Source organism: Calditrichota bacterium (assembly GCA_013152715.1).
In the GTDB taxonomy this organism is placed as follows: domain Bacteria; phylum Zhuqueibacterota; class Zhuqueibacteria; order Thermofontimicrobiales; family Thermofontimicrobiaceae; genus 4484-87.
This window is the reverse complement of the sequence record JAADFU010000189.1, coordinates 1-23,828: the sequence shown is the minus strand read 5'-3', so window position 1 is coordinate 23,828 and position 23,828 is coordinate 1. Positions and strand designations below refer to the sequence as shown.

Here is a 23,828-nt window from a genome sequence, read left to right as displayed (position 1 = left end):
TTCAATTGAGGGAGTTTTTTCCAATCATCGGGATTTTGCGTCTCAATGTGAAGAACATTCCTTTTGCCCTCGGTGATGGAAATAGTCCCGTCATCTTCAATTTGAATGAGGTATTTTTGTGGCATAAGCGCGCTCTGCTTTGAGTTGAAAGGATAGCCAGTTTTTTAGAGGGTTAGTAAGTGTACGACACCTCAAAGGTGTAGTATACTTTATAACGTCAAGTACACGCTCTGTAGCAACTTATTTCCCCCACGAGGGCCTCGGTGGTCGGGATTTGCTGACCCAGTTTTGCGGTGTTTCGTACGATTCTGCCGGTTCCAATTCTTCTTTTTTACTATCGGGCATAAAAACCCTGCTCCGCTTTCCTGCTTTGGAGATGGAAAAGGATTTTTCCGCGTATTCGATAATTTCAGGATCAAGGCCTTCGCTGGCAATCTCTTCTGTGTATTTTTTTCTGCCTTCCACTAAATCCTCAATGTAGGCGTCGATTTGTTCCTGGGAATAGTAGCGATAGGGATCCTGAATCGAGGGATCGCCGTCATCGCAGCGGCTTACGTACTCGGTACCGAATATGCTTTTTTCGTACACGTTGGTTCCGCGCAGGTCGCCGCGCTGCAGCGATGCCATTAAATTGATGGGCACGCGCGAGACTTTTCGGATCATGCGTTTTTTTCTGGCACCGTTCTCTTCGTATTCCTCGATGATTTCGCCGACACCGCCGGTGTTGTACTGGAAGAATTGTACTTTTCCGGGATATTTTTCCTGCAAATTCATGATGATGTCACGGAAACGATTCACTTTCACGGCGCGCGAGCCAATGATAAAGGGGTCGGTCCCCACGATACGCACCGATTCTCCGGCTTTAGCAGGCTGCGTGGCAAAACTGTGCGTGGATTCTCCCCAGAGATAGGCTAACACCGCTTGTTCGGCAGTGAGCCGCTGGGCAAAAGGCATGATGGTGTTTCTTCTCGTGATAAAAGCGAAAGCGATGCCGTCAAGTTCGTCGAGAGGGGGCAAATTTATCGTTTTGGAGGCAATGGAGATCAACCGTCTGCCGCGGGCAATGCGCAATTTGTCTTTCTGGATGACGGCTCTGCCGTTGGCGCAAAGATTTTCATCTAAAAAATCGGGATTGCCATTGGCATCGATCATCACATTTTCATAAAGAGCGGTTTTGTCAATCAGAGCATAATACATCGCTTCCTGCAAATGTTTTTCCGCATCGGTTTTGACGAAAAAGCCGCTTTCGCTGCCGTAAGCCGATCCGTCACGACGCAAAAAAACGATATCGTCCTGCACGGCTTCGGTTCTTTCGCCGCGTTTGTGATCCAGACCTAATTGGTGGCAAGACCAGGTGGACTTGCCCGTCGCGCTCAGCCCAAATAAAAATACGCCATAGCGTTTTATCTTATTGTCTTTGGGATCGCGCACGTAAACCAGTTTTGTACCGGCATGTAGTCCCAGCATGTCATGTTCGTCGGCGTACCACATCGCCTGGCGCAAAAATCCCTTTTTGTCTTCCCCCATGTAGTCAGTTCCCAGCGCAATGTTCAAGTTGTACTCCGGCATCGCCAATACTTGCTGGCGAATATGATGTTCTTCCGGGATGTGAATCATGGTAAATTCCGGCCCGGTTTTTTTGACAGCTTTGCGCATGGTATTGCCCCACATGTAGGCAATGCGGTAATTTTTCGCGTCGGCAACGGATATGTACAAATTGCAAATGGGATTAAACTCGTTGTTATCCCCCATTTGGCGACGCAGATGAATGAACGGAAGCGTGCGCATTAAATGGAGTACTTTGTGCAACTCTTCCGGGGCATTTTCGATAATTTGACGATGAAGTGGGGTGGTTTTTGGCAATCTTACTTTAGGGCCACCGAGGTACACTGTCCGCGGCGCGATGCGGCTGGATACCGCCGATCGCCACCCGTAAGAGCCGAATTTGGTTTTGGTCGCCGTTTTAATTGCCGGTTTGCGCAGCTTCTTCAAATGCAAACGTTGGACAGTCGGGCCTTTTAGAAGAGGTTGCAAGTTTTCATAAAATCTTTTATATTCATCCTCGCGATAGATGGAATCGGCCATTTTTAACCCCGCGTAATTTCATTTTTATTGTTTGAAATTAGGGACTTAATATACAAGGTTGTGACTTAAAAATCAACATATTTTTTCGCTAATATTTTGAAAAAAATGCTTGACATAGATTAAATTTTTATTAACTTATTGCTTTCCTCATAATCATTAAAATTGTCTGGGAGAAAAAAATGCCACAAAATTCTTCGGGAAAGCCAAAAGTAATGCTCTGGGGCGTCGGCGCATTCACTCATGGAGTGCTTCATGTTTTGAAAAAAGATGGCGCCGACGTGTGTACTTATCTTACGCGAGATTATGCTCATTACAGCCCATCACTGGAAGGGGCGACCTTTCACAATGAAGTTTATCCGAATCCTTGCAAATTATTGGTAGAGAAGAAAATTGATTTTGTAATTCCCATGTCCATCGATTGGATTTTGGCAGAGTGGGCGCGAGAATTTTTAGAATTAGAAATTCCTATTTTCTCTCCGAATTTGGAAGGAATGAGAATTGAGCGGGAAAGAGATTTTGCCAGAGCGCTTTGCGAAAAATACAAAATTCCTTTTCCCAAAGCCTTTAAGGCGAGTAATCGGTTAGCGGCACTGAATATTCTCGATGAACACCCCGGCGCCTACGTCATCAAAAACACTCTTTGTTCCCCCACAAGTCCGATTCACACCATTATTTGCGAAACGGAATCCGATACGCGAAGCTGGCTAGAGCGCATTAATTACGCCGAAGGCGTCTTTTTGCAAAAGTACATGGGAAGACGCGAAGCAGGACACATCGCTGTCGTGAGCAATGGGGAAATTTATTCGCTGGTGACAAATCAGGAGTACAAACGCGCATTCAACGGAAACATGGGCATCGTCGCCGGAGCACCATTGGGAGGAATCGTCGAAAAAGACCCGGACGACAAATATGGCTTGGCGAAAGAATTGCTGCGTCCTTTGTTGCCCTGGTTCAAAAAGGTAAACTTCAATGGGCCGGTTCAGGTGACGGCGATCAAGCGCAACGGAAAATGGCATGTGCTGGAATACAACGTACGAATTGGCGTGACTTCAGGTCCCATGATTTTGCAAATGCTGGAAAATCCGCTGGAAGTGCTCCGGAATGTCGTCAGAAATAAACCGCTGCAGATAAAATTTAAAAAAGAAATCAATTTTGGCTGTTCGCTGACTTTAGCAGGCTACGGCTATCCTTTTACGCAAGTGTCGGGCCCGCTGCTTCCGGTCGATGTGCTGGAAGAACTTGATTGCAAGGTCTGGTGGAATGAGGTCACCTGCGACAAACAGGGACAGCTAAAAATGACCGGTCATCGCATTTGTGATGTGATTGGTCTGGGCGAAAATTTGCCCGAAGCCATTGAAACTGCTTACCGCAACATTAAAAAAATACGCTGTGTGGGAAGCTATTATCGCACGGATATTGGGGAGAGTTTGTGGCCTCCGGGGGAAGAATGATTTAGTTCAGAGTTAAAAGCTTTACGGCTGAATTTTCGGGAGTGCAAATTCTTTTCCTTGCCAGCTCGCAAACGGAACCCACAACTCGCGTCCCGTAACTCGAAACAGGATTCGAAGGAAAACAAAATGAAAATCCTATTTTCCGAACACAAATCGGATTACGTAAATTACATTTTTCCTTACGCCATCTGGGCAATACCAGAGAAAGGTGAGACGCCGGCGCAAATTTTTGCACAAGGATTTTTGCCGGCGAGTCGAGAATTAGACCGATTTTATATGACGCGGCACATTCGCATTGATCTGAAGAAATTTTCGCGTTCGTCGGAAAATCGACGAATTTTGCGCAAAGGCGACGACATCGCTTTCAAATTGCTGAAACGAGAAGAATTTGATTATACGGACGAATGGCGAGAGTTTTGCAAATATTATGCGGATATTAAATTTGGCAAAGATGTGATGTCTTACCCGCGGCTGGAATCTCTTTTCAACTCGAAAATTATCAATCATATTTTACTGTTCACTGATACAAAAAAGGACAAAGACATCGGCATTGTTACTCTTTATTTTGAAGAAAAAAATTTGGCATACTATTATTATTCATTCTACGATTTGAGTTATTATCGCCGCAATTTGGGCATGTTCATGATGACGTCGGCCGTGGATTATTTTAGCAAGCTTGGATTTGAGCACATCTATCTCGGTACCTGTTATTCCCGAAACGCACTCTACAAAACGCAATTTTCCGGCTGTCAATTTTTTAACGGCTTCCGGTGGTCGGAAAATCTCAAAGAACTCAAATTCATGGTGCAACGAGAACAAAATGTGGTCGATCGCCATTTGTTGGAAACCGATGAATACTTGGAAAAATTTTATGATGGAAATTTGCAAAATGTGCTTAAAGAGGCGATTTATTCTTTCAAAATAGATGAGAAATAGCTCTTCCCCTGAGGCGGGTATTTTTTAGTCGATTTTTTTTATGGCGGTCATTTGCTAATTTGATAATTCAAAATAGCAAAATGACGTTAGAAAATTTTGATTTTACATGAAACGCTTTAAAAAAATGTTGCAATTAAAGGTCAAATTATCTATATTTGACAAATATTTAAACCAGAATAAATCAATTCCCTAACAAAAAGCCACATTGGGCATCAAGGAGGTCGAAATGGATGTAGCAACAATCAATCTTGTCATCATTATTGGTGTTGTTGTTGTATTGCTTGCCCTTGTCATTTTTGCGTTGGCAAAACAATACCGCAAAGGCGGGCCGAATGAGGTGCTGATTATTTCCGGCGGCAGAATGCGGAAAATCAAGGAGCCGGATGGCACTGTTCGAAAAATCGGCTATCGCATGAGTATCGGCGGCGGCGCTTTTGTCAAGCCGTTTATTGAACAAGTGCAGATGTTACCGCTGGAAATTTACACGTTGGACATTAAAACCCCGGAAGTGATCACTTCAAAGGGCGTGCACATCGTCGCTCATGCCACGGCGCAGGTGAAAATTAACAGCGGAGAGTCCATGATTCGCCGCGCTGCTGAACAATTTCTGCACAGTGGAGCTGACGGAATAAAAGTAGTTGCCCTTACTGTATTAGAGGGCTACGTTCGGGCGACAATTGGTTCGATGACAGTGGAAGAAATTTACCAGAATCGCGACAAATTTGCCCAAAAAGTAATTGAATTATCCAAAAGAGATTTTGATCGAATGGGCCTGGAGGTTATTTCTTTTGCTTTAAAAGACATCAGCGATAATCAAGGCTACCTGGCAGCCTTGGGACAACCGAGAATCGCTCAGGTGAAAAAGGATGCGGCTGTGGCGCAGGCGGAAACCGACAAAGAAGCGGCAATTAAAGCGGCGGAGGCGCGGAAAGACGGTGACATCGCCCGCCTGAAAGCAGAGACGGAAATTGCCAAAGCGAATCGCGATTTTGAAGCGCTGCGTGCCGAGTACCAGGCCGACATCAATCAGAAACGCGCGCTTTCCGATTTATCTTACGAATTGGAAAAATACAAAATGGCGCAAAAGATCAAAAAGGAAGAACTGCATGTCAAACTGATTGAAAAAGAGCAAGCCATTAAATTTGAAGAGATGGAAATTTCCCGCAAAGAAAAAGAACTGGAAGCTTCTGTGAAAAAAACTGCTGACGCGCAAAAATATCAGGCGCAAGCCGAAGCTGAAGCTGCGCGTTTTCGTCTGCAGGAAGAAGCCAAAGCCAGAGCTGAAGCGAGAAAATTAGAAGGTACGGCGGAAGCCGATCTTATCCGCAAACAGGGCGAGGCCGAAGCAGACGCCATGAGCAAAAAAGCCGAAGCCTGGAAAGATTACAACGAGGCCATGATTTACAAAATGGTCATCGACTCTCTTCCTGAATTGGCGCGCGCGGTTTCGGAACCGTTGGCAAAAGTGGAAAAAATTATCATGGTTGGCGGCGATGGATCTTCCGGCGTGTCAAAATTGACGAATCAGGTGGCGCAGGTGCTGGCGCAATTGCCGACGATCGTGGAATCGCTGAGCGGCGTTGATTTGAAAAAATTGTTAGAAAAATTACCGGGACAGGCAAAAGAAGGCGAAGACAAGAAGCAATAATTCAAATTTTGTCGTCACTAATAAATTGAAACCAATAACAAAAATGCCGAAGATAGAACTATGCTTTCAGACCGAATACAGCAAATAGGATTTTCTCCGACATTGCGGATCAATGCCAAAGCTCAGGCATTGCGCGCGGAGGGGATTGATATCATCGATATCAGCGTGGGCGAGCCTGATTTCGCAACTCCGGAAAATATCAAGGAAGCCGGAATTAAGGCGATTCAGGAAAATTTCACCAAGTACACGCCCAATGCCGGGATTAAAGAGTTGAAAGAAAAAATTGCCGAGCGCATTTATTTCGACCACGGTCTCAAATATGAGCCGGATGAAATAATTGTCTCCAGCGGCGCGAAAAATAGTTTGTACAATTTGTGCATGGCGGTGCTGAATGAAGGCGACGAAGTAATTATTCCGGCTCCTTACTGGGTTTCTTACCCGCAGATGGTGAAATTGGCAAAAGCCGTGCCGGTGATCATTCAGACGAGAGAAGAAAATGGGTTTAAACTGACGCCCAAGGATTTAAACCGTGCAATTAATTCGCGAACTAAGGCATTATTGCTGAATAATCCGTCCAATCCCACGGGCGCTGTTTACTCTCGCGAAGAATTAGAACCAATAGTCGATATTGCGTTGGACGAAGGTTTGCTGATCATCGCCGACGAAATTTATGAGAAATTGATTTACGACGGCGTGCGATTCTTCAGCGTCCCAACGCTCAGCGAACAGGCGCGGCAGCAAACAGTGATCATTAACGGCGTTTCCAAAGCCTACGCCATGACCGGCTGGAGAATTGGCTACGCTGCTGGGCCCAAAGACCTCATTGCTGCCATGGGAAAAATTCAGAGTCACAGCACCTCAAATGCGTGCAGTATTTCGCAAAAAGCAAGTGTGGAAGCCTTTGGCGGACCGCAGAACGAACTGAACAAAATGGTCTCCGAATTTCAGCGGCGCCGAAATTTCGTGCATTATCGGCTTGAGCAATTGCCAAATGTGACTTGTTACAAATCTCAGGGAGCTTTTTATTTGTTCCCGAATTTTTCCGCGTATTACGACATGGCTTTCGAGGGCAATCAAATCAGAAATTCCCATGGAATGGCTTATTACCTCCTGAAACATGCTCATGTGGCCGTTGTGCCCGGTGACGCTTTTGGCGCTGACAATTTTATTCGACTGTCTTATTCCAATTCCCTGGAAAATCTGGAAAAAGCAATGGATCGCATCGCGGATGCGCTTTCGAACTTGCAGCCGGTCAAAAAATCGGCGCGTAAACCGCTCAAGAACACCGTTACCAAGCGAAAGTCGGCGGTGGAAGTTGAGCCTGCGATTAGCACTGAAATGAGAGATGCGCTGGTGGCGGAATCGGAAGCGTTTATGACGTTCGAGGGCTACTACGAGTGGAACGTCAATATCTCGGGCATAATTTTGCAATTACGCACGAACAGTCCTCATTTGTACGATTTTTGGTTAGAGAATTTTTACCCGGCGCAGTTGGAAACTGAGCTTGAGCCTCATGCGATCATTTACGCTGTAAACTGGATTCAGGGACGCGAACCCAGGGTGTTTTACAATCCGGATACGCGAACTGCGCTTTATTTTAAATCAGCGTTTTACCCGCAACTACGCAGTTTGGCGCTGGGTGTGGTGATCGATATTACGGAAAAATTGTACGATCTCCACGCCATTCGCGCGCAGTCGGTGGACGTCAATGGCGATGGCCTACTGATGATCGGGCCTCCGGGCACGGGAAAAATGACCCAGTTCGCTGAATTACTCAAAAAACCGGATGTGAAATTGCACGCCACAGATCTGGTTTTTATGAGATATTACGGCAATGAGGCGTTCGCCGATGTGGTCGAGCGAAAATTTATCATGAATACAAATTTCGTGGAAAAATTTCCCGCTATGGTGTCGCTTTTTGACAAATCCAAGTGCGAAAATGTGGTCACTTCAAAAGAAGACTGCGATAATGAAAAATGCAAAGCGCTGGATGATTGTCGCTTAGATCGCGGGGCGCCGTATTGTTTTTCCGCTTCCAAAAAATCAGTTGCCATGCTTGATCCCTACTGGCTGAAGGGCGCGGAAAAACATGTAAAACGCACCTCTGTGAAATGGGTGTGTTTATTCCGCAATGATCCGATTGCTCCGGCGATTCAAAAACTGAGTCCTGACGATGCGATTAAATTTTTGGAAGAAGGAAGATCGCAAACCGGAGTCGGTGCCGTGCAAAATATTCCATTTTTCAATCCGCATATTTTGATTCGCTCCATGGATCGCATCGAGTTGCAGCGGCGGTATTTCAAAAAATTATTCGACGTGGCGCCGTGCTATGTGATAAATTCAGGGGTGCAGTCAGCAGATGAGATGAAGAAACGGATTGAAGCGATTATTCACGGAGATGAAGAAGAAGCTTTGAAGTAGTTGTTTTAGACAGAAAAACCCGGTTCCACAGAGAAACCGGGTTTTTTTACCCCTTACCTATTCAATAAATTCGATTTCCATACGTACCGTGCGATGAAATATCGAATACATTTCTTTGAGAAAATTGCCTTCCACGTCCATTTTCACAGCCATCGTAAAAAAGACATATTCCACAGGAATGCGATCCGCATCTTTTCCCTGTCCCACGCGTTCAATTTTGTTTTTGACGGTAAAATCTTCAATGCTGGCATCTTGAAATTGAATTTCGCCGCCATAGGTATCGTAGGCTGAAAATTTGACATTGATCAAACGCTTGCGAAATCCGGCAAACAGGTCCGTAATTTGCAGGGAATTGTCTAATTTTGCTTCACCTTTGAAAATCATTTTGAAAAATGCTTCTTTTGTTTCAGAATCTTTTTCCATTTTCGGCTGGAAAGAGGTGATTTTGGTGTCTTCGAATGTGCTGCTCATGTTTGATCCTTAATTTAAATTATGCCGCAGATTTTTTTGAAATAAAATCATGAATCTGAAAATAGGGGAGAGATGAATTTTTAAAATGAAAATAAAAATTAATCGCTTTCTGTTGTGCATAGATTTGCTATTTTGAATGCCGTTGCGGGGAAAAAGTTCCAGTGAAAAATGCTCATAAAAGGGGAATTTCGTATGGTATAAAAATAGAGAAGAGGGCAGCTTCGCCACCCTCTTCTCCGACGCAATTTAGTTTAGGCGGTTAGTTGTTTCTTTGCAGAAAAAAATGTTTTTTTCACAATATCAAAGAAAACAATAATGGCGCCTAAAATCATCATACCGTCGGGTACGATTCTGATCCACATCCATAAACTCATAGACGCCAGAGTTTCTCTGGAACGTGCGGCGTAATAGCCCAATTCAGAAGCGACTTTCGCCTGATGAAATCCAATGATGAGATTAGGAATCGCAAACAGCACAACGCCGATGGTAATGAGCCAGAATCCCCAGCGGCTTGGTTTGTCGTTCCAGGTTAATCCTTTTGCTAACGCGTTGGAACGAGCAACAATGTAAACAAAAGCCAGGGAAATGTAGCCGAACGCACCCAATAAAGCGACGTGGGCATGTGGCATAATCAGATAGGTGCCGTGCGCATAATAATCTACCTGAGGCGTGTTGATGACCATTCCCAGAAAACCGGCGCCAAACCAATTCAGCGCAGCAGAACCAGCCAGCCAGATAAACGGAGTTTTAAAAACGAAATTCCCGTCTTTGTTAACGCCTTTGTACTGCTTCCAGGCTTCGACCATCAGAATTACCAATGGAATTGGTTCAAGGGAAGAAAATACGCTTCCAATCGCAATCCAGTATTGGTCTGCGCCTTGCCACCAGTAATGATGTCCCACACCGAGAACTCCGGATACTGCAATTAGTAAAAGTTCAAATAACATAATTCGTTCTGCAAGTTTCCGGGAAACTAAACCTAACGTCACCGTTAAGTAAGCCAAAACACCGGCGGCAAACAGCTCAAATGTTAATTCAACCCAGAGATGAACTACCCACCATCGATAGTAGTCATCTACAGTATAATTAGGCATTATTTTGTGCAAAGGAGCCATGCCTGCCATGTATAAAGTGGCGATTCCGAACGCGGACCAGATAATTGTTCCAACCAAAATATTGTTGTCTTTGGCTTTACGAATTGTAAAAAATACCATAAAAAACCAAAGGACCAGTCCGACAACAAGTCCGATGTCCCACACGCGACCCAAATTTAAATATTCTCGTCCTTCGTTGCCTAACCAAAACCAGACACCGCGAAGTTGACCGGTTGCTCCTAAATAAATGCCAATGAGTCCGCCTGCCCCGACAATGAGAAGGGCTGCCCAAAGCACATCAACCAACCAGGGAAATCTTAGGTCTTTTTTCCCAACCAAAGGCGCAATAAACAGACCGCCAACCAACCAGCCGATGGTAACCCAGATGATAGCCAGGTTGGTGTGTAATGCCCGCATGACGTTGAAAGGCAGTATTTTTTGGGAAACAATAAAATTTTCGCCTGGTACGGTAGCGATATGTGCCAGATATCCACCCAGAATAACCTGTAAAGCAAAAAATAACGTTACAACAGGCAGATATTTCAGTAGTTTATTTTGTGATGGAAAGAGCTTATCCACAGAAAGAGGCGATTCCAGATCAGATGCATTCTCTTTCTTAATGAAGTGTTCGTACAACAAATAAAATACCAGAATCGTCAACGTCCAAAGTAAAAGCAACTGGACCAAAGACCAAAAAATATTATTCCAATTGGAATCTTGATCCACTAGGGGCTCTGCAGGCCAATCATTTGACCATGTTCTATCTGTTCCGGTACGATGAGAAGAAGCGACTAATTGTGCCCAATCCACAAACGCGGCGATTTTTTCAGCTTCGTCGGGGTGGATTACGCCACCGGGGAAACCATAATCTGAATTGCCATTTACGAGAAAATCTTTTAAATAGGCAACATTTGCTTTGTAGGCTTGCGCAGAAGCTTCAGTGTAAACCACAGTTTCTTCTGTGAGCGCTGTTTTTTCGTGGAAATCAATTTTTACGCGCGCCTTGACTGCTGCCAGTTGTTCGGGAGTGAGTGCGGTTTCGGTGGTGTCGAACATTTCAACCGCATAGTACTTATAGAGGGATTCCGCTCGTTTATGGAAAAAAGAAGTTGAGAAATCGGGTCCCAGATAAGCACCCATACCGAGCATGCTGCCATAATCCATTAAGTCAAATTGTTGAAAATATCCCTTGCCTGCAATGATATCATCGTAAGTGTAGAGTGTTTCTCCACTTTCGGAAACGACAGTCTTCGGTATGGGGGGAACTTCTTTCACCAGATTGGCTGAGTAATAGATGAGGATAATCACCATAAAAATGGCAATAAACCAGAATGAAGCGTACAATCCCTTTTTGCTTAACAAACGATCCAAAAATGAGTCCATAGACCCTCCTTAAAATTAAATGATTAAATGAATTAGGTCAATTATCGTTTATAACATTTTTGTGAAAATCCTCTTTTTGGAAAATTTTAATTGTTACGTACAGGTAAAAGAAAAAATAAAAAAACTAAAATTTAATTTCAGAAACTTGAGAAAGATCGGCCAACGATGTGGTGTATAACATTTTTTTAATTTCCTCTCTGTGCTTTTTCCAGAACTTATGCATGGAACAGGGGTTGCCATCGCTGCACTCAGGGAAACCAAGTATACATCGATTGTAATCGTCAAGTCCTTCTACGATTTCTACAATCTTGTACAGATAAATATTTAAATAATTGTCAGCTATTTGATATCCGCCATTTTTCCCTTGTAAAACATTAACAAATCCTGCTGAAGCTAATTTTCGCATGAGTCTTCCGAGATATTTATAGGGAATATCTAGCTTTTTGTGCAATCGGTTAACCGAAAAACGCTCCTCGTTATGGTTAGCTAAAAATACCATCGCTCGAATTGCGTACTCTGTTGTTTTGGAAAATCTCATATCCTACCTTCAAGTAGCATTTAACTTGTAAAATTAGATGCATATATTTGATAAAAGTTCCTCAAATTTGGAATTTTTTTTCAAAAGTTAATCGATGGGAAACGCTGTAAATAACCTTGCTGTGAGTGCATTTACCAAATAAGCCGCAGGAGAATCAGGGAAGGAGATCTACTGTGAAATATTATACAAAAAACCGGTCGTTTCCCGAAAAACAACTATTGTGGAAACGACCGGTAAATTCTCGAATTAGCAGCCACCTTCAGCGCGCTTCTTTTTCTTGCTTTTTTTATGAAAGACTCTATGCTTGGTTGGCTGATTTGTCTGGCTTTGGATGTCCAGATTACCACCGCCAAGGGCGCCAGCAATTGCTGCTTTAGATTTGTAAATCAAAATTTCATCATTTGACGCGTATTGTCCTGGTGGTTTAGGGTTCAGAATGTATTTGTTCCAGTAATTCAATCCACCTTCGAGCACCACGACGTCGCTGATGTCCGCGGCGTGTAAAACAACCCAGGCCTGAATCGCATGAGAGATGCCGTTGGAATATAAAATTATCAATTTGTCTGTGTCAAGTTCGTCAATTGTCTCAGGCTTAATCAATTCCGGCAAGGGAATGTTAATTGCATTTTTAATATGTCCCTGAGCGAATTCTTCCGGAGAGCGGACGTCAATTAAGAGAAAGTCTTCATTTCCCTCTACCAGCCATTTGGAGACTGTTTCGGGATCAATGTGGTACTCGTCTCCTGTAATCGTACGCGCTAACGCACCCGGTTTGATCACAATTTGTCTGGATTGGACTGGCAAGAATGCCAAAAGCAATCCCAGAATTATTGCGACAAAAGCGCCGATTTGATTTCCTTGTAATTTCATCACGCCTCCTTTGCAAATTTTGCTTCAACTTTTCCCGCGCCCCAGAATGCGCCAACTGCGATAAGTACAATAATAAACACAATAATTCCCGGGCGAATTCCAAGCCAGTTGTCCAGCGTAAAAGTGTCTCCTAAATGTCCGCTGTAAAAAAGAGGCTCAACCCACTGAAAAATTCCGGCAAATACCGCAATGCCAAAGACTACGCCCAATAAAAATAACATTCCGTCCAATCTGCCTGTTGCGGATGCGACAACACTGGTGCCCGGACAATATCCGCCGATGATGAATCCAAATCCCAAAATTAATCCGCCGACTATCTGCGGCCAGAGGTAGGTGGGATTAATGTAGATCAAATCTAAATCCAGCCAGCCAAAAGCATTGAAAAGATAGATACCAATCATCGCAGTGATTATTGCTGTGAACATGACTTTAAAAACTGTCATGTCACGGAACACGGAAATAAAACTGAGCTGCCAACTTATTGGCATTTCCAAATCCGGCGCGCTCCAGGGAAAAGCCAAAGCCAATGCCGATGAGGAAAGCAATCACAAAACCGGTTGTTTCGCCGAAGAAACCCATTTGTTCTAATGGTGCAAACATATTCACCTCATAATTTATTAAAAATCAGCATGTAAAAATTATATTTTGCAAATTTAAATCCATTGTTTTCTCATAAAATAGGCAAGCATATAGCCGCCAGCAAAAACCATGAGCATAAATGCCCAACTTCCGACCGCCAGAGTGGCTCCGCCGCTTAGCGCCTGTCCGCTGGTGCAACCCCGTCCCAGAGCAGCGCCGAACCCCATAAGGGAGCCGCCAATAAATGCAAATAGCAGTCGTTTTTTATCGGAGAATCGAGGTCCCCGCTCAATTGTCCATTTCGATCGACCGGCAAGAGCCCCGGAAATAAGTCCGCCGACCATGACGCCCAATACTTCAAAAACAAGCCAATTGCGCAACGGACTGTGTTTGCCGTGGGCATAATGGCTTAAAAAGTGATTATTTTCCACATAACTCGGAGCGGCTTTCATTTCAACGTAGGCAACTGTTCGTTTAACTGCTCCAGAGGCTCCCAAACCTCTGCCAGAAAAGAAATACGCTGATAATAATACCAGACCTAACATGACGCCAACTGCATAAGGAGGCCAATATTTTTGTGCTTCCATAAACTTTACCTCTCAGTTTAATGATTTATTTTGTTTTAAAAAATTTTAGTCTCAATAAGGAATCCAGGTTGAAATTTGTCCGGCTTCCACCATGAGAAAACGCAGCAGCAAGCCGCCAATTAACACCAGAACAGGAGAAATGGCAGCAGGGATATGCTTTCCGTTAATTTCATAAAGTTCGAGCAATCCGGGGATAATCAAACCAATCCCCATCACAAACACCCAGAAAAAAGCTGTCAATTGGCCGCCCATGATTAATTGAACTGCCTGTTTGGTGATTGCCGGACCCGTAGCAAGTTCAATAATGAGCAGCGCCAAAAATAGCAATTCCACAAGGATAAAGCCAAGATCGACTTTTTGGAATAATTTGATTTCTTCTTTTTTCTTTGAAAGCAAGACAATTAACGCGGCTGCCGCAGAAAGTCCTGAAACGAGAAACAACGGCCCTAAAATAGCAGAATTCCAAAAAGGTCTCGCTGAAAAAGTGCCTAGAAGGATGCCAGTGTAAATACCAATGGCAATACCAAGAAAAAGATTAATGTACGTGATTGGTTGGGAAAATTTAGACAAAAAATCAGTGACTTTGTCAAATTGAGGTATGCGTTTCAGCAAAATTTCATTGTAAAATTTGGGAAAGCCGTTTTTTAATTGAATGATAATAAAAAAGAGGTTGAACGGATAAAATAAAACTAAAATCCACGAGCCCCATGACATGGGAGAGGTAGGTTTGAATGTCAGGTATAATTGGTACACGCGAATTTTGTGTTCTAAATCCAGAAACAGCGCCAACATGCCAATGCTCAAAACAATAGGAGCCAATACCGGAATTTTTGACGCTGCGACACTCATTTTCTTTTCTTTGCCTAATAATACTACAATCGCCGAAAGCGCCACAATTCCTGCCACCAGTCCGCCTAAAAAGAGATAGACAGGAATCTCCCATCCCCAGATGTGAAGAGTGGGATCAATCAAATGATTCATTTTACCGGAAGTGATTTCTATTTCGTCCATTTTTAACCTTTCCTTTGAATTTCGAAATATATTGACTTAATTTGAGCCAGAGAGATGATTTCCGGCTAAATTAAATAATAAACCTGGGGTTTTGTCCCTGCCGCCGGAGCGACTACTTTCCACTTCCTCGCTTTGAGCAAACGGCTCACGTCGCTCGTGGGATCTTCCAGATCGCCGAAATACATGCAATGCGTCGGACAGACAGACACGCACGCGGGTTTTTTGCCCTGTTTTACGCGGTGAATGCAAAAAGTGCATTTGTCCACATAGCCGTCGGGGTGAACGTAACGCGCGTCATACGGACAAGCGGCGATACACGCTTTGCATCCGATACATTTGTCATGATAAACCAGCGTAATATTTGAATATTTGTCAATGTGGCTGGCTCCTGTGGGGCAAACCGGCACGCAGGGCGGATTTTCGCAGTGGTTGCAGCGCTCCGAGCGAATTTCCAACGCCAGATTCGGGTATGTGCCATGAGTCTGCTGAACAATCCAATCACGATGAAAGCCTTCAGGCGTCTGATTTTCTGTCTTGCATGCCACAACGCAGTCGCTGCAGCCGACACATTTTTTCGTATCGATGACCATTGCATATTTTGCCATTACGCTTCCTCCACTTTAAAAGTAACAAAATTGCCGCGCATTCCTGTTCCGCCCATAATCGGATCTTCCAGTACTTTTGTAATGAGCTGATTATCGTCGGCGCCTTTCAGGTAAGACCGCTTCATCATTTTGCTCCGGTGACCGAAACCGTGCACCATAAAAACGCAGTCCCGGCGAATGCGCTCGGTTACTTTTGCTTTAATTTTATTGCTCACAACGCCGTCCTGGTTTTCCAATTTGATATACTGGCCGTTTTCGATGCCCCATTCTTTTGCAACGTCGGTGTTTATCCAGACTTGGTTTTCATTCATCAGTTGGACAAGAATGGGATTGTTTGTTGTACGGCCAAAAGTATGCATCGGCGCACGACCATAGAGCAGCCGATAATAGCCTTCCCCTGGTTCCTCATGGCGAGTGTATTTTGGAATAGAATCAAATCCGCTCTCCGCCAAAACTGTCGAGGATAATTCAATTTTACCGGTATCGGTGTTAAATTCGAAATCTTCGCCATCCAGACCGTAAAGCGGCTGATCCCAGTCAAATTTTTTCACCCCGATCTTTTTCATTTCCTCCAGAGATGAGCCAATTTTTTTCAATCGAAAGTCAAGATATTCTTCCATATTTTTCCACGGAAAATATTTTTCCAACCCGAGTTTTTTTGCCAATTCCTTGGCAATCCAGGACCCTGGTTTTGATTGCCAGCGCGGCTTGAAAACCGGCGCCCGCAGCGCCACCGTCGGAATTCGTCCCTGGGAAATACGCAAATCATCGTAACGTTCCAGATAAGTACATTCCGGCAACACGACATCTGCCCAGCCGGTGATTTCAGAAGGCATGGTGTCAATGGCGACGAGCAATTCCAGATTTTGAATTCCCTCGAGTACTTTTGGAAAATTGGGAATACTCGTAGGAATATTTACGCCGTAAACGATCCAGCCTCTGATGGAACATTTTCTGTCGAGGGAAGGCACCGTAGCATCGCAGAGACCTTGCGCCAAAATCTCCGAAGCCAACGGGTATTTGTTTGGGTTCAAATCCCACCATGTCATATTTGGTTTGGGGTATTTGGGAAGGGGATATTTCGGCACTTTCTTTTTTGCCGGGAAGAAAAATCCGCCTTTTCTGCCCCAGCTTCCCAGAAGCGCATTCAAAATTGCGCCCGCTCGCACTCGCTGCGTATCATCACCGTACCAGGTCACATGCCGACCCGGATGGATGATTACTCGCGGAGCTGCTTTTCCCATTTCCCGAGCCGTTTTTCGAATCAAATCCGGCGAAATAGTAGTGATCGGATATGCCCATTCCGGAGTGTAGTTTTTCACCTCTGCTTTGAGTTCTTCAAAGCCGTGGGTGTAGCGTGCGACGTAATCTTTGTCGTAAAGTTTTTCCTCAACAATCACGTTAATCCAGGCGAGCAAAAGCGCCAAATCGGTCGCCGGTTTAATGGGGAGCCAATATTTCGCTTTGCTGGCGGCGACGGAAAATCGCGGATCAACAGAAATAATTGTACCGCCGCGCTGGATCAATTCTGCAAATTCTTGTACCTGAGTATTGTGCATGTTTTCGCCAAGGTGCGAGCCGATCAATACCAGGCAATCCGCATTTTTAATATCTGTGTTCGGCGGTGAGCCGATGATTTCGCCGAAAGTAAAATAGTAGGCATCTTCACGAGGACCGCGGCACTGGGCGTAAGATGGCGCGGTAACATTGTCGCTGCCGTAGGCGCGAAGCAAATTTTTGAAAAAAGTGCCGCCAGTGCCGTGGCTGAATAGGGCGAAACATTCGGGGCCGTATTTTTCTTTGATCATTTCCATTTTTTGGGCAATGTAGTCCAGCGCCTCGTCCCAGGTGGCTTCGCGGAATGTTTGCTTTCCGCGCTCGGCGGTTCTGATGAGAGGCGTTTTTAATCTTTCATCGTCAAGATAAGCGCCGATGCCTCCGGTTCCTCTGGGGCACAATCTTCCGTTACACAGAGGATCGTTTTCATTGCCCTCAATTTTCCACGGCTGACCGTCCTTTTTGACAGCCCAGCCAGCGCATTTCCAAAAACAAATCTCACAGTAAGTAGGGAATTTTTCAATGTTGGGCCCGGCAAATCCTTTCGCTTTTCCCATCAGATCAAAGGGATCGAAAAGACTGGCGCCAAGAGTCGCTCCGCCTAACCCCAACGAAGAAATTTTAATGAACTCACGACGATTAAGTTTTTTTGACATAATTCTTCCCATCCGATTAGAATTACAAGTTATTTAGTCTGTTTTTGAGTTTTGGCTACCTTTTCGCTAATCAATTCTTTGCCTGAATTTATTGCCTTGAAAAAGCAAAATTTTCATACTGCTGAAAAAATTAACAGCTTAAAACAATTGGCGCAAAACTCTAATACAAATTTTGATAATGCTCGCGTACTTGTTGAGTCGAAAACAGAAAATAGAGCTGCCGGGTCAGTCTCCACCCCACAATAGACGCCAAAACTCCCAACACACAGTGAAACATGATGACAATCGACACCACGATTAAAATGTTTTGTGGGGGGATGCCAAATATTTCAGCGCTTCTCACGAAAAAGGTGGAATAGACTCGGGAAATTCCCCAGCCCGACAAAAGTCCTTGCGTGAAAAAAGGATGAAGCAAACTCCAAAGCATGGCAAGAATTGCGGCGATGGTCATATTCGTTCTATTAATCTTTCCGCGGCTCAAACTTATTTCCACTAAAGAAGACTCGATTAAAATTGCCATAATAGGGAAGAAGGCTAAAGCGCCTAAAAAAATCAACTTCAAGTAAGAAGTCAAAATCCCCAATAAAATTGACGTGCCACGCTGGGGAATAACATCGCGCGCCAGAAACAAAATGACAAGGCCAAAAAATGATAAAATAGCTCCGGAAAAGGGCAATTTAAAAGCGCGAAGAATGAGACCCAAATTGATCTCAATCAGCGCCCACATTCCCGACAACAGAGACAGTAGCGCAATGTCTCTGTTGCTATAATGGAGTCGTACTTTCATTTTACACCCAAATTAGTGATGACGCGCTTTAAAACCGGCCATGAAAAATTAAGACGTTCCAGATCACGAACAGAATTGATGTTGTAAAAAATGTGACGGTGATAAAAGTGTAGCTCTTCCCCAAAATTAAGCTTCATCGTATTCACCTTGTCGTAAAAAGCAAAAACCTGATTGTCGCCGGATTCCAATTGTTTTTTTATTATCGGGATGCAACTTTTAGAGTAAATAGCGCATAACGGTTCGTATTTATTGTCGTGAACAGGCACGGTGACATCAGCTTTTTCGCTCTGGTCAAGCAAGTACTGAATGCATTCGGCTGAAATAAAGGGCATATCTGCCGGCACGACGATATTTTTCTCATGGTTTGAGTGGCAAAGACCGGTATAAATGCCGCCCAGGGGACCGCAGTTGGCGATTAAATCCCTCTCTTTTCGATAGGGAAGAAAAGTCAACTTTTCCGGCGAGTTGGTCACGATGACAATATCCCTTGTGAAATTTTTAACGATATTGACTACTCGTAGGAGTAAAGGCGCACCCTGAAAATCGACCAGCGTTTTGTCCGAACCAAAGCGGCTACTTTTGCCGCCGGCTAAAATTATTGCGCCACACAAATTTTTTGAAAGAAAACTTTCTTCCATTAATTTTTATTCTGCATCTGAAATATGAGAATGCCTATTATTTTCAGACAATGTTAAAGTTATTGAGAAATAAAATCAAGTAAAATTAATATTGTTAATTCTTGACAATAGCAAATAAATTACACGGCAAATATAATATTTGAGAAAATTAATGTCAAGCATTTTTTTTATTTTTTGACCCTAAACTCCAATTTTTATGCTTCAAAATCGGCAGAAGCATGCATTGGGCTGCATTTAAAATTGCACGACGAGATTTTTCAAGTTTCATGAAGCTATTTTTTACACGAAAAATCTCTTGCATAAAAAGAAATTTTTTCTTATCTTTGCCACACTTTAACTTTTGATTGTTATTTATCATGGATAACTTTTGTGACGCTCGGCAACACATGGTCGAGAATCAGATTAAAAAAAGGGGTATCAGAAACAAAACGGTCCTCGAAGCCATGGGGCGCGTCCCGCGGCATCTTTTTATTGAAAAAAAGCACTGGTCTCATGCATACAATGATTCTCCGGTGCCCATCGAGTGTTCCCAGACAATTTCACAGCCATACATGGTCGCGCTTATGACTGAATTAGCAGATCCAGCGGCTGACAAATCCGTATTAGAGATCGGAACGGGTTCCGGCTATCAGACGGCGATTTTGGCTGAAGTCTTTGGCAAAGTTTTTACTGTTGAGAGACATAGAATTTTAGCTGAGCACGCGAAACAAATTCTGACAGAGATGGGCTATTACAATATTAATTATAAAATTGATGACGGCTCTGATGGCTGGGGAGAGAAAGCGCCGTTCGATGCGGTTATTGTCTCCGCTGCCGCGCCGGTGGTGCCGGACTCACTAGTGCGACAATTGAGAAAAACAGGGAAAATGGTGATTCCGGTAGGGTCTCATTTTCAGCAAACGCTGCAATTAGTTCAAAAGAGAGGCGATTCTTTCATCTCAAAAGCTATTTGTGGTTGTGTATTTGTGCCGTTGATCGGAAAGCAGGGGTGGGAGGAATAGCGTTTTGGTTTTTGACAAAAGTCATCAGCTCAGGGCAGACATCTTTGGGGAAAAATTAAAATGAAAAATGTGAAAAAGGATATTTTACTGATCGTGAAAGGCGGCGCTATCGGGGTTGCCAATATTATCCCGGGCGTTTCCGGAGGCACGATAGCAGTTGTGCTGGGAATTTATGAATACCTGATAGAAGCGATCAGCAATTTTGTCACCGACAAACAAAAGCGCAAAGAATACGTCATTTTTCTGGCTAAAATTGCCATTGGCGCGGTGACAGTTATTTTCCTCTCGGCAAAATTGATGAAATTTTTGCTGGAGAATTATTTTATTTACACGAATCTGGCTTTTGTGGGGTTGATTGCCGGTTCCATTCCATCTATTTACAAAAGCCATGATGAGATGAAACCGAGCACTGCATCTATCATTTCCTTTTTTGTCGGTGCGGGAATAATTTTGCTGTTTGAATTTGCTTTTCCCGGAGTTGAAAAAACAGAAGCTGTGGACGTTGCTTTCAACCTCAGTTTTAATGCTGCCATGCTGCTGGTAGTCGCCGGATTTTTTGCCGGTGGATCCATGATTGTGCCGGGAATTAGCGGCTCATTCATCATGCTTTTAATGGGTCAGTATTATATTGTGACAAGTTGCGTGGCGGATCGAAATGTTGTCCCTTTGCTCATCGTAGGCGTGGGAATTATGTTGGGAATTTTCATTTTCGCTAAAATCATCGACATTTTGTTGAAAAAATTTCCCAAAGAAACTTTTTATTTTATTCTGGGGCTGGTTATTGCCTCGTTGTACAGTATTTATCCGGGAATGCCCCACGGCACGACTGAACTCATGTTTGCCATTGTCATTACTGTAATTTGTTTTTTGATTTCATTTATTATCGGAAAATCTGAAACTTAATTTTATCGGCGTAGTAAAATATTATTATTTTTCGGGGCGTAGCGCAGCCCGGTCAGCGCGCCTGCTTCGGGAGTAGGAGGCCGGAGGTTCAAATCCTCTCGCCCCGACTAATCAAGGTCTCTTCGTGAGACCTTTTTTATTGGAAAAAATTTCCTTTGTTATTATGAAAAATAATAATGTCCTTCTTATTAATCCGTGGATTTACGATTTTGCGGCGTACGATTTTTGGATTAAGCCAGTGGGTTTGTTGTCTGTCGCTAATTTCCTGGAAGAATATGGCTACCAGACCCATCTCATTGATTGCTTGGATCGATTTCATCCGCTTGCGCCAAAAACGAAAAACAAAAAATACGGCACGGGAAAATTTATCCGTACGCCGGTTGAAAATCCAAATTTCACCAAAAGTATTCCGAGACGACGCTATGCGCGCTACGGTTTGCCGATAGATGCATTTTTGCGAGCTATGGATGCGGTTCCGCCTCCGATGGCAATTTTAGTGACTTCAGGAATGACCTACTGGTACCCGGGCGTAAAATTAGCGATTGAATTGGCAAAGAAAAAATTTCCCGGCGTGCCGATAATTTTAGGCGGAATTTACGCCACGCTGTGTTTCGATCATGCGCGGGACAATATGGGCGCTGATTTTGTGGTCAAAGGCCAGGGCGAAATCGAGGCGCTGAAATTGGTCGCTGCAATTGCGGGATTTCAACACGATCTTCCGTTGATGCCGCCGCCTTTTCCCGAACCAACATTTCGCCATTATAGGAAATTAGCGTCGGCGCCATTGTTCACATCAGTCGGTTGTCCGTTTCGATGTTCATTTTGCGCCTCGTTTTTGCTTTCCGGCAAATTCAGGCAAAAAGATCCGCAGGCAGTGATCGATGAAATCCGCTATTTCTACTACAAGCGTCACGTCCGTTTTTTCGCCTTTTTCGACGATGCGCTGTTTGTCAACCACGAAAAACACATCGAAGTCATTCTGCGGCACGTCATTGAAAACCAATTTCAAATTTCTTTTCACACCCCGAATGGCGTTCATCCTCGGGAAATTACTCCTGAATTAGCGCGCACAATGTACCTCGCTAATTTCAAAACTATCCGCTTGAGCTACGAGACGATTAACAAATCGCGCCAGAAAGAAATGGGAAATAAAGTGTCCGACGACAGCCTGGCTCAGGCGGTTAATAATTTAGTCGCAGCCGGCTATCAGGCGCGCCAGATTGATGCCTACGTCATCATGGGAATTCCGGGCCAAACAGTCGACGAAGTTATCGAAAGCATGCTTTTTGTCGTCAGTTTGGGCGCAAAAGTGAGGCTCACGTCTTTTTCGCCGCTACCGGGAACAAAAGATTGGCAGCGCTCGGTTGAATTGTACAACATGCCCCCGAATATTGATCCGCTTCTCACCAACAACACTCTTTATCCACTGGCGCGGGAAGATTTTCCGGTGGAAACATTTGAAAAGTTAAGAAAATTATCAAAAACGCTCAATTATGGAATCGATAACGGAATCAATTTTTGCGAGCAATCCCGCTTCGCTCGCTCGTTTCGCGCTAATTTTTTAAAATTTAATCGACTTGACGGATAATTGCTCCGGGAATTGGAACAATTTCGGGCGCTAATAACTTAAAATGAGTAGAATCGACGCCACAAGTTTTGCCTTTGATTTTGGAAAGCAATAATTTTGATTGCCAACAAGGAGGTAGCAAATGAAAACTGATTTTATTCATTGGCTCGGTCACGATAGCTTTATCATTGAGAATGCCGGAAGGGTTTTGTACATTGATCCCTGGAAATTACCGGCGGACGGGCCTCAGGCTGATTACATTTTTGTCACTCATAGCCACTATGACCATTTTTCCCATCCGGATATTGAAAAAATAAGCAAAATTGACAGTCGGATTATTGGTCCCAAAGACGTCACAGATAAACTGAACGGCGATGTACTGAGTCTCAAACCGAATGAAGTCGTCAGGCTTGATTTGTTGGAAATAGCGACAATCCCGGCGTACAACATTAACAAAAGCTTTCACCCGCGAGAAAAAAACTGGCTGGGATTTGTGATAAAATTGTCGGATGGCAAGAAAATTTATCATGCCGGGGACACGGACTTCATCCCGGAAATGAAATCGCTGCATGTGGACATCGCTTTGCTGCCAGTGAGCGGAACTTACGTTATGACTGCCGAGGAGGCCGCCGAAGCAGCCAATACATTCAAACCAGAAGTTGCTATCCCCATGCATTTTGGCGATATTGTAGGAAGCGCAGCTGATGCACAAATTTTCCAAGAAAAATTCAAAGGAACAACGGTTATCAAATCAATTGAGAAATAGGGATTTTCCACTGCACAAGAAATGCCAATTTGTTGTCCGGATAATTGCTATCTGATAATTAAGCCAAAATAGATCACGTCAAGTGACGTTTTGTCTCAGTAGTGCGCCCATCTCAAATTGCGCGCTTACGGGCATTGAAACGGGAGTACCTGTCGAGTAGAAATGCCTCATGGGGTTTGTCGGCAAAGCGTTCGGACGACAGGCGCGTATTTTCACCGTCCATTTTATTAAAACAACCAAGGTTGCGGACTATTCAAAAATCAAGAACACGCCA

Annotated in this window: 20 protein-coding genes, 1 tRNA gene and 1 pseudogene; 9 read left to right on the top strand and 13 right to left on the bottom strand. The window is 44.0% G+C overall.

What is annotated here, in order from left to right; translation table 11 throughout:
• Positions 1–240: 240 nt before the first annotated feature.
• Positions 241–2,085: a phosphoenolpyruvate carboxykinase (ATP) gene (locus tag GXO74_14605; GenBank protein NOZ62888.1), complete on the bottom strand. Its 1,845-nt coding sequence runs from the start codon at positions 2,083–2,085 to the stop codon at positions 241–243.
• A 179-nt stretch (positions 2,086–2,264) separates the two neighbouring features.
• Here GXO74_14605 and GXO74_14600 point away from each other — a divergent pair, with 179 nt between their 5' ends.
• From GXO74_14600 to GXO74_14585, 4 genes are all read left to right on the top strand, one after another.
• On the top strand, positions 2,265–3,536 hold the full coding sequence (locus GXO74_14600; GenBank protein NOZ62887.1) for a phosphoribosylamine--glycine ligase: 1,272 nt from the start codon (positions 2,265–2,267) through the stop codon (positions 3,534–3,536).
• A 126-nt stretch (positions 3,537–3,662) separates the two neighbouring features.
• On the top strand, positions 3,663–4,472 hold the full coding sequence (locus tag GXO74_14595) for a hypothetical protein (GenBank protein ID NOZ62886.1): 810 nt from the start codon (positions 3,663–3,665) through the stop codon (positions 4,470–4,472).
• Between the two features lie 226 nt (positions 4,473–4,698).
• Positions 4,699–6,120, top strand: coding sequence for a flotillin (locus GXO74_14590; GenBank protein NOZ62885.1), 1,422 nt, complete (start codon positions 4,699–4,701; stop codon positions 6,118–6,120).
• Positions 6,121–6,180: 60 nt separating this feature from the next.
• A complete protein-coding gene (locus GXO74_14585; protein NOZ62884.1) occupies positions 6,181–8,541 on the top strand; it encodes a pyridoxal phosphate-dependent aminotransferase in 2,361 nt (786 codons plus the stop codon).
• A 57-nt stretch (positions 8,542–8,598) separates the two neighbouring features.
• On the opposite strand, the gene GXO74_14580 is transcribed toward GXO74_14585, so the two are convergent.
• From GXO74_14580 to GXO74_14525, 12 genes and pseudogenes are all read right to left on the bottom strand, one after another.
• Positions 8,599–9,012 (bottom strand): hypothetical protein, encoded by a 414-nt coding sequence (locus GXO74_14580; protein NOZ62883.1) that lies wholly within the window; start codon positions 9,010–9,012, stop codon positions 8,599–8,601.
• Between the two features lie 251 nt (positions 9,013–9,263).
• A complete protein-coding gene (locus GXO74_14575) occupies positions 9,264–11,489 on the bottom strand; it encodes a nitric oxide reductase (GenBank protein ID NOZ62882.1) in 2,226 nt (741 codons plus the stop codon).
• A gap of 124 nt (positions 11,490–11,613) precedes the next feature.
• Complete coding sequence (locus GXO74_14570; GenBank protein ID NOZ62881.1) at positions 11,614–12,027, bottom strand: Rrf2 family transcriptional regulator; 414 nt, start codon at positions 12,025–12,027, stop codon at positions 11,614–11,616.
• A 246-nt stretch (positions 12,028–12,273) separates the two neighbouring features.
• Positions 12,274–12,897: a rhodanese-like domain-containing protein gene (locus GXO74_14565; protein ID NOZ62880.1), complete on the bottom strand. Its 624-nt coding sequence runs from the start codon at positions 12,895–12,897 to the stop codon at positions 12,274–12,276.
• Positions 12,897–13,497 (bottom strand): annotated as a pseudogene (locus tag GXO74_14560) (YeeE/YedE family protein). Before GXO74_14560 ends, GXO74_14565 begins: the two are co-directional and overlap by 1 nt.
• A gap of 53 nt (positions 13,498–13,550) precedes the next feature.
• Entirely contained in the window at positions 13,551–14,063 is a 513-nt protein-coding gene (locus GXO74_14555) for a YeeE/YedE family protein (GenBank protein NOZ62879.1), read from the bottom strand.
• A gap of 51 nt (positions 14,064–14,114) precedes the next feature.
• A complete protein-coding gene (nrfD, locus tag GXO74_14550) occupies positions 14,115–15,044 on the bottom strand; it encodes a polysulfide reductase NrfD (protein ID NOZ62878.1) in 930 nt (309 codons plus the stop codon).
• A gap of 95 nt (positions 15,045–15,139) precedes the next feature.
• Complete coding sequence (locus GXO74_14545) at positions 15,140–15,679, bottom strand: 4Fe-4S dicluster domain-containing protein (protein NOZ62877.1); 540 nt, start codon at positions 15,677–15,679, stop codon at positions 15,140–15,142.
• On the bottom strand, positions 15,679–17,892 hold the full coding sequence (locus GXO74_14540; protein NOZ62876.1) for a molybdopterin-dependent oxidoreductase: 2,214 nt from the start codon (positions 17,890–17,892) through the stop codon (positions 15,679–15,681). Before GXO74_14540 ends, GXO74_14545 begins: the two co-directional genes overlap by 1 nt.
• Before the next feature lie 160 nt (positions 17,893–18,052).
• Positions 18,053–18,679 carry a hypothetical protein gene (locus GXO74_14535; protein ID NOZ62875.1) on the bottom strand — a complete coding sequence of 209 codons (627 nt, stop codon included), beginning with the start codon at positions 18,677–18,679 and terminating at the stop codon, positions 18,053–18,055.
• The gene (locus tag GXO74_14530; GenBank protein NOZ62874.1) at positions 18,676–19,317 is read right to left on the bottom strand and encodes a molybdenum cofactor guanylyltransferase; all 642 of its coding nucleotides are present in this window, start codon (positions 19,315–19,317) and stop codon (positions 18,676–18,678) included. Before GXO74_14530 ends, GXO74_14535 begins: the two co-directional genes overlap by 4 nt.
• A 154-nt stretch (positions 19,318–19,471) precedes the next feature.
• The gene (locus GXO74_14525; GenBank protein NOZ62873.1) at positions 19,472–19,675 is read right to left on the bottom strand and encodes a hypothetical protein; all 204 of its coding nucleotides are present in this window, start codon (positions 19,673–19,675) and stop codon (positions 19,472–19,474) included.
• Here GXO74_14525 and GXO74_14520 point away from each other — a divergent pair.
• From GXO74_14520 to GXO74_14500, 5 genes are all read left to right on the top strand, one after another.
• Positions 19,674–20,318 (top strand): protein-L-isoaspartate(D-aspartate) O-methyltransferase, encoded by a 645-nt coding sequence (locus GXO74_14520; GenBank protein ID NOZ62872.1) that lies wholly within the window; start codon positions 19,674–19,676, stop codon positions 20,316–20,318. The genes GXO74_14525 and GXO74_14520 overlap by 2 nt on opposite strands.
• Before the next feature lie 60 nt (positions 20,319–20,378).
• Positions 20,379–21,221, top strand: coding sequence for a DUF368 domain-containing protein (locus tag GXO74_14515; GenBank protein ID NOZ62871.1), 843 nt, complete (start codon positions 20,379–20,381; stop codon positions 21,219–21,221).
• 32 nt (positions 21,222–21,253) lie between these two features.
• Positions 21,254–21,328: transfer RNA gene (locus GXO74_14510), tRNA-Pro, on the top strand.
• A 32-nt stretch (positions 21,329–21,360) separates the two neighbouring features.
• Positions 21,361–22,809, top strand: coding sequence for a radical SAM protein (locus GXO74_14505; protein ID NOZ62870.1), 1,449 nt, complete (start codon positions 21,361–21,363; stop codon positions 22,807–22,809).
• Between the two features lie 121 nt (positions 22,810–22,930).
• Positions 22,931–23,554: an MBL fold metallo-hydrolase gene (locus GXO74_14500; GenBank protein NOZ62869.1), complete on the top strand. Its 624-nt coding sequence runs from the start codon at positions 22,931–22,933 to the stop codon at positions 23,552–23,554.
• The last annotated feature ends 274 nt before the right edge of the window (positions 23,555–23,828 follow it).

Excerpts from the sequence above, each read along its gene's own strand:
- GXO74_14535 (NOZ62875.1), bottom strand. The coding sequence starts at position 18,679 with ATGAAAGTACGACTCCATTATAGCAACAGAGACATTGCGCTACTGTCT.
- GXO74_14540 (NOZ62876.1), bottom strand. The coding sequence starts at position 17,892 with ATGTCAAAAAAACTTAATCGTCGTGAGTTCATTAAAATTTCTTCGTTG.
- nrfD (NOZ62878.1), bottom strand. The coding sequence starts at position 15,044 with ATGAATCATTTGATTGATCCCACTCTTCACATCTGGGGATGGGAGATT.
- GXO74_14600 (NOZ62887.1), top strand. The coding sequence starts at position 2,265 with ATGCCACAAAATTCTTCGGGAAAGCCAAAAGTAATGCTCTGGGGCGTC.
- GXO74_14515 (NOZ62871.1), top strand. The coding sequence starts at position 20,379 with ATGAAAAATGTGAAAAAGGATATTTTACTGATCGTGAAAGGCGGCGCT.
- GXO74_14590 (NOZ62885.1), top strand. The coding sequence starts at position 4,699 with ATGGATGTAGCAACAATCAATCTTGTCATCATTATTGGTGTTGTTGTT.
- GXO74_14605 (NOZ62888.1), bottom strand. The coding sequence starts at position 2,085 with ATGGCCGATTCCATCTATCGCGAGGATGAATATAAAAGATTTTATGAA.
- GXO74_14500 (NOZ62869.1), top strand. The coding sequence starts at position 22,931 with ATGAAAACTGATTTTATTCATTGGCTCGGTCACGATAGCTTTATCATT.
- GXO74_14555 (NOZ62879.1), bottom strand. The coding sequence starts at position 14,063 with ATGGAAGCACAAAAATATTGGCCTCCTTATGCAGTTGGCGTCATGTTA.
- GXO74_14595 (NOZ62886.1), top strand. The coding sequence starts at position 3,663 with ATGAAAATCCTATTTTCCGAACACAAATCGGATTACGTAAATTACATT.
- GXO74_14575 (NOZ62882.1), bottom strand. The coding sequence starts at position 11,489 with ATGGACTCATTTTTGGATCGTTTGTTAAGCAAAAAGGGATTGTACGCT.
- GXO74_14525 (NOZ62873.1), bottom strand. The coding sequence starts at position 19,675 with ATGATAAATAACAATCAAAAGTTAAAGTGTGGCAAAGATAAGAAAAAA.
- GXO74_14530 (NOZ62874.1), bottom strand. The coding sequence starts at position 19,317 with ATGGAAGAAAGTTTTCTTTCAAAAAATTTGTGTGGCGCAATAATTTTA.
- GXO74_14520 (NOZ62872.1), top strand. The coding sequence starts at position 19,674 with ATGGATAACTTTTGTGACGCTCGGCAACACATGGTCGAGAATCAGATT.
- GXO74_14580 (NOZ62883.1), bottom strand. The coding sequence starts at position 9,012 with ATGAGCAGCACATTCGAAGACACCAAAATCACCTCTTTCCAGCCGAAA.
- GXO74_14570 (NOZ62881.1), bottom strand. The coding sequence starts at position 12,027 with ATGAGATTTTCCAAAACAACAGAGTACGCAATTCGAGCGATGGTATTT.
- GXO74_14585 (NOZ62884.1), top strand. The coding sequence starts at position 6,181 with ATGCTTTCAGACCGAATACAGCAAATAGGATTTTCTCCGACATTGCGG.
- GXO74_14545 (NOZ62877.1), bottom strand. The coding sequence starts at position 15,679 with ATGGCAAAATATGCAATGGTCATCGATACGAAAAAATGTGTCGGCTGC.
- GXO74_14565 (NOZ62880.1), bottom strand. The coding sequence starts at position 12,897 with ATGAAATTACAAGGAAATCAAATCGGCGCTTTTGTCGCAATAATTCTG.